This window comes from Pseudomonas brassicae, from assembly GCF_010671725.1.
Taxonomy (GTDB): domain Bacteria; phylum Pseudomonadota; class Gammaproteobacteria; order Pseudomonadales; family Pseudomonadaceae; genus Aquipseudomonas; species Aquipseudomonas brassicae.
The window spans coordinates 1-5,168 of record NZ_JAAHBU010000114.1; the positions used below are offsets into that span (position 1 = coordinate 1).

General features: G+C 63.5%; 8 protein-coding genes. 5 read left to right on the forward strand and 3 right to left on the reverse strand.

From position 1 onward, the window contains the following. Positions 1-34: 34 nt before the first annotated feature. Entirely contained in the window at positions 35-499 is a 465-nt protein-coding gene (locus G3436_RS09650) for a TlpA disulfide reductase family protein (RefSeq protein ID WP_163944041.1), read from the reverse strand. An 86-nt stretch (positions 500-585) separates the two neighbouring features. On the opposite strand from G3436_RS09650, the gene arsC reads away from it, so the two are divergent. From arsC to G3436_RS09665, 3 genes are read left to right on the forward strand one after another with little or no spacing between them, the layout of a single operon-like run. Beyond that, complete coding sequence (gene arsC, locus G3436_RS09655; RefSeq protein ID WP_163944044.1) at positions 586-939, forward strand: arsenate reductase (glutaredoxin); 354 nt, start codon at positions 586-588, stop codon at positions 937-939. After that, positions 936-1,541 (forward strand): NAD(P)H:quinone oxidoreductase, encoded by a 606-nt coding sequence (wrbA, locus tag G3436_RS09660; protein WP_163944047.1) that lies wholly within the window; start codon positions 936-938, stop codon positions 1,539-1,541. The genes arsC and wrbA overlap by 4 nt, the downstream gene beginning before the upstream one ends. Beyond that, positions 1,534-1,944: a DUF2069 domain-containing protein gene (locus G3436_RS09665; protein WP_163944050.1), complete on the forward strand. Its 411-nt coding sequence runs from the start codon at positions 1,534-1,536 to the stop codon at positions 1,942-1,944. The genes wrbA and G3436_RS09665 overlap by 8 nt, the downstream gene beginning before the upstream one ends. A gap of 188 nt (positions 1,945-2,132) precedes the next feature. Here the strand turns inward: G3436_RS09665 and G3436_RS09670 are convergent, their stop codons facing one another. Together G3436_RS09670 and ttcA are read right to left on the reverse strand one after the other, a co-directional pair. Beyond that, positions 2,133-2,804, reverse strand: a complete 672-nt coding sequence (locus tag G3436_RS09670) for a DNA-3-methyladenine glycosylase I (protein WP_163944053.1) — start codon at positions 2,802-2,804, stop codon at positions 2,133-2,135. A 5-nt stretch (positions 2,805-2,809) separates the two neighbouring features. After that, entirely contained in the window at positions 2,810-3,634 is an 825-nt protein-coding gene (gene ttcA, locus G3436_RS09675; protein ID WP_163944056.1) for a tRNA 2-thiocytidine(32) synthetase TtcA, read from the reverse strand. Between the two features lie 269 nt (positions 3,635-3,903). On the opposite strand from ttcA, the gene G3436_RS09680 reads away from it, so the two are divergent. Continuing rightward, positions 3,904-4,503, forward strand: coding sequence for a Yip1 family protein (locus G3436_RS09680; RefSeq protein WP_163944059.1), 600 nt, complete (start codon positions 3,904-3,906; stop codon positions 4,501-4,503). Between the two features lie 127 nt (positions 4,504-4,630). Continuing rightward, positions 4,631-5,125, forward strand: coding sequence for a SprT family zinc-dependent metalloprotease (locus G3436_RS09685; protein WP_163944062.1), 495 nt, complete (start codon positions 4,631-4,633; stop codon positions 5,123-5,125). Positions 5,126-5,168: the final 43 nt, after the last annotated feature.

The following is a 5,168-nucleotide window of genomic DNA, read 5'->3' on the forward strand; positions in this document are numbered from 1 at the left end:
GGAGCTGGCCTGCCAGCGAAAGGCGCAGCGCCGATCAGGCGCCCTTGAGCAGCTTGATCTTCTCGGCCAGCCCCTCGGCCGTCTGCTCGCCCATCAACTGCTCCCGCACCTTGCCCTTGTCATCGATGATGTAGGTCACCGGCAAGGCTTCGCTGCGGGGCAGCTCGTAACGCTCGGCCGGGTCGTCGGCCAGCACGGTGAAGCTGATGCCCAGCGCTTCGCTGGCCTTTTTCAGCTCGTCACCGCGCAAACCGTCGAAATTCACCCCCACCACCGTCACACCCTGCGCCTGCCAGTCCTTGGCAGCAGCGTTCAGCTCGGGGATCTCGGTACGGCACGGCCCGCACCATTCCGCCCAGTAGTTGAGCACCACCCAGCGCCCGTCGATCTGCTCGGCCTGCACCGTGTTGCCGTTCTGGTCGAGGCCGTAGTCTGCACCGCATCCACCGAGCAGCAGGCTCGCGGTAATGGCCAGGGCTGCCGCCAATCGCCTTGTCATGGGTCAATCCTTCTTCAAGATTCAGGCAAAATGCCAATTCGCTGCGGTTAGAATAGCCGCCACCCCCTGCTGGATGCGACCCGAACATGACCGACCTGACCCTGTATCACAATCCACGCTGCTCTAAATCCCGCAGCGCACTGGAATTGCTCGAAGCCCGTGGCCTGGCCCCGACCGTGGTGCGCTACCTGGAAACCCCGCCCGATGCCGCCACCCTCCAGGCCTTGCTCGGCAAGTTGGGCATCGGTGCACGCCAACTGCTGCGCAGCGGTGAAGACGAGTATAAAAGCCTCGAGCTGGCCAACCCGGCCTTGAGCGATGCACAACTGATCGAGGCCATGGTCAAGCATCCGAAACTGATCGAGCGGCCGATCCTGGTGGCTGGCGACAAAGCGGTGATCGGCCGTCCGCCCGAGCAGGTGCTGGAGATCCTGCCGTGAGCGCGCCGTACATCCTGATCCTGTTCTACAGCCGCCATGGTTCCACCAGCGAGATGGCGCGGCAGATCGCCCGCGGTGTGGAGCTTGGTGGGCTGGAGGCGCGCCTGCGCACAGTGCCGGCGATCTCCACCGAGTGCGAGGCGGTAGCCCCGGACATCCCCGAGACCGGCGCGCTGTATGCCACCCTCGACGACCTGCGCCATTGTTCAGGCCTGGCCCTGGGCAGCCCGACGCGCTTCGGCAACATGGCCGCACCGCTCAAGTACTTCATCGACGGCACCAGCAGCCTGTGGCTGAGCGGCGGTCTGGTGGGCAAGCCGGCCGCCGTGTTCACCTCCACCGCCAGCCTGCACGGCGGGCAAGAGTCGACCCTGCTATCGATGCTGCTGCCCTTGATGCACCACGGCATGCTGATCATGGGCTTGCCCTACAGCGAGTCGGCCTTGCTCGACACCCGTGGCGGTGGCACGCCGTATGGCGCCAGCCACCATGCCGGGGCCGATGGCAAGCGTGACCTGGACGCCGACGAAATCGCCCTGTGCCGTGCCCTGGGTCAACGCCTGGCGAGTACCGCCCTGCTGCTGGAGAACGGCCGTGGCTAAGAAGCCCAAGGTGCTGCCACCGCTGCAGTGGCTGGCGCCACGCCTGCGTGTGACGCGAATATTGAGCCTGGCGACGTTCCTGGGCCTGATCACGCTGCTGACGGTGAACAACCTGTGGTTTGCCGACCTGCACGGCGCACGCACCGGGGTGATCCTGGCCATCGAGCTGGTGCCGTTGCTGCTGGTGCTGCCGGGCATGCTGATGGGCAGTGCACGTGCGCATGCATGGACTTGCTTTGTGGTGAACCTGTATTTCATCAAGGGCGTGCTGGCCGCGTTCGACCCGGCACGGGCGCTGCTGGGATGGCTGGAGGTGGGGATCAGCCTGGGGTTGTTCGTGAGTGCGCTGCTGTATGTGCGCTGGCGCTTTCAGTATGAACGGCGGGTGGCGGGCGCCGAGTAAGCGGCGCGCCCTTCGCTGGCAAGCCAGCTCCCACAGGGAAATGCAGTGCTCTCAAGGGCAGCGCAGAACCTGCGGGAGCTGGGGCGCCTTTCGCTGGCAAGCCAGCTCCCACAGGGAAATGCAGTGCTCTCAAGGGCAGCGCAGAACCTGTGGGAGCTGGCTTGCCAGCGAAGGGGGCAACACAAGAGTCAGTGATTGACGGTGTACGCCAGCATCATCGACAACTGGCACAGCGGCCGCCCACTCTCGGCATGCCACTGGTTGAACACCTGCTGCACCGTGGCCAGGTCGCGCTGGCTGGTCGGCTGCTTGTCGATCACCTTCTGCGCCACCAGCGCCGCCACCACGTCATTGGTGGGCACGAAGGTGTCCTTGCCGACCATGCGCAGAAACCGCGGCGCCGACAACCCGCCCATCTGGTTGCCATGCTTGGCCAGGTACTTCCACAGCCCCACGATGTCGGTCACCGGCCAGTCGGCGATCAACGCACCGAAACTGCCCTTCTCACGCGCCACGTCGAGCACGAACTGCGCATTGCGCGGCACGCTCTTGAGCTTGCCCAGGTGGCGGATGATGCGGGTGTCCTGCATCAGCCGCTCCAGGTGCTCGGCGCCCATCAGCACGACCTTTTGCGGGTCGAAGCCGAAGAACACCTGCTCGAACGCCGGCCACTTGGCATCCACCAGGCTGTGTTTGAGACCGGCGCGAAACACCCGCAAGGCCATGGTCGAGAGGTAACGGTCATCGCTGATCAGGCGCAATTGCGCCGGGCCGAACGCCTCGGGCAGGTGCGCTTCGAGCGCGGCCGCCGAGCCGAAGCGGTTCAGGCAGAACGTGTGCAACCACTGATAATCGCGCATGCCGGTCAGATATTCAGCACGTCGACAAAACGCGGGGCGGCGTTTTCATCGATGCGCAGGTTGGTGAAGTCGAACAGGTTGCGGTCTGCCAGTTGCGAAGGCACCACGTTCTGCAGGCCGCGGAAGATGCTCTCGGTACGCCCCGGCGTCTTGCGCTCCCACTCCACCAGCATGTCCTTGACCACCTGGCGCTGCAGGTTCTCCTGCGAGCCGCACAGGTTGCACGGGATGATCGGGAATTGCTTCATGTCCGAATAGGCCTGGATATCCTTCTCGGCGCAGTACGCCAGCGGACGGATCACCACGTTGCGCCCGTCGTCGGCGCGCAGCTTGGGCGGCATGGCCTTGAGCGTGCCGTTGAAGAACATGTTGAGAAAGAAGGTCTCGACGATGTCGTCGCGGTGATGCCCCAGGGCCATCTTGGTCGCACCGATCTCGTCGGCGAAGGTGTACAAGGTGCCACGCCGCAGGCGCGAGCACAGCGAGCAGGTGGTCTTGCCTTCGGGGATCAGTTCCTTGACCACCGAGTAGGTATCCTTCTCGACGATGTGGTACTCGATGCCCAGCGCCGCCAGGTACGCCGGCAAGATGTGCTCAGGGAAGCCTGGTTGCTTCTGGTCCATGTTCACCGCGACGATCTCGAACTTGATCGGCGCCACTTTCTGCAGGTGCAGCAGCACATCGAGCAGGGTGTAGCTGTCTTTGCCGCCGGACAGGCAGACCATGACCTTGTCGCCCTCTTCGATCATGTTGAAGTCGGTGACGGCTTCGCCAGCGAGGCGACGCAGGCGTTTTTGCAGTTTGTTCTGGTTGACCGAGAGGGTGCCCATAGCGCTTGGATCCGCGAGGTGTGACAAAAGCCGCACATTTTACGCATAAACCCCGCCTGCGCGTAGGCCCATCCGATAAAGACTGCAAGGGAATCAAGGGCGCGCCTGACAGCGCGATTTGCTCTAAAAAAGCGGGTTTGTGCGGCGAACCCCTTCCTATACTGCGTCATAAGGCCACAGCAAGCGTGACCTGATCCCGTCAGGCCCAACCTCTGGGCCGCGCACGCGCTCCGCTGGGGGGCGATGGCAACAACGAGGGAGTGACTGGCATGATCCATCACGTTCTGGGGCTGTTCACCCATCCTGACCAGGAATGGAAAGAAATCCGTGGCGAAGACGAAACCATCAGCCACATGTACCTGACCCACACCTTGATCCTGGCGGCGATACCCGCCGTCTCCGCCTTTATCGGCACCACCCAGGTCGGCTGGGTCATCGGCAATCGCGCACCGGTCATGCTCACGGTCGACAGCGCGATCTGGATGACCGTGATGTCGTACCTGGCCATGCTCGGCGGGGTGGCGGTGATGGGGGCTTTCATCCACTGGATGGCGCGCACCTACGACGCCACCCCGAGCATGGCCCAATGCATCGCGTTTGCCACCTACACCGCCACCCCGCTGTTCATCGGCGGCCTGGCGGCGCTTTATCCGCACCTGTGGCTGGGGATGATCGTCGGCACGGCGGCCATCTGCTACACGGTCTACCTGCTGTACGTCGGTTTGCCGACCTTCATGAACATTCCTTCCGATGAAGGCTTTCTGTTCTCGAGTTCGGTGCTGGCGGTGGGGCTGGTGGTGCTGGTCGCCATCATGGCCTTCACTGTGATCGTCTGGGGACTGGGCGTGGGGCCCGTCTACACCAACTAGAAAATACGCCAACATAGGGGCTGTACCATCAGGCTGCCGCAAGGCGGCCTGATGCTGTGTGGACCAGCGGTCTCGGCAACGCCGCCCGGGTTGCGGCATAATCGCCGGCCAGGAGTATTCAACCGTTATGCCAGAGCTGCTCAATTCCCGCGTCGAACGCTGTTACCAGCAAGCCGAAAGCTTTTTCAAACGCACCTTCCTGCGCCCCGAAGTGAGTTTCAAGCTGCGCGGGCAGAAGGCCGGTGTCGCACACCTGCACGAAAACCTGCTGCGCTTCAATCTGCAGTTGTACCGTGAAAACAGCGAAGACTTCCTCAGGCAGACCGTGCCCCACGAGGTCGCGCATCTGGTGGCGCACCAGCTGTTCGGCGAGCGTATCCAGCCGCACGGGGAAGAGTGGCAACTGATCATGCGCGGGGTGTACGAGCTGCCGCCCAATCGCTGCCACAACTACGCGGTCAAGCGCCGCAGCGTCACGCGTTACATCTACAAGTGCCCGTGTGCGGGGAGTGATTTCCCGTTCTCGGCGCAGCGCCATGGGCTGGTGCGCCAGGGGCGTCGGTACCTGTGCCGGCGCTGTCGGCAGACGCTGGTGTTTACCGGCGAAACCCGGGTGGAGTAAAAGCTTCGCTGGCAAGCCAGCTCCCACAAGGGGCAGTGGTAAT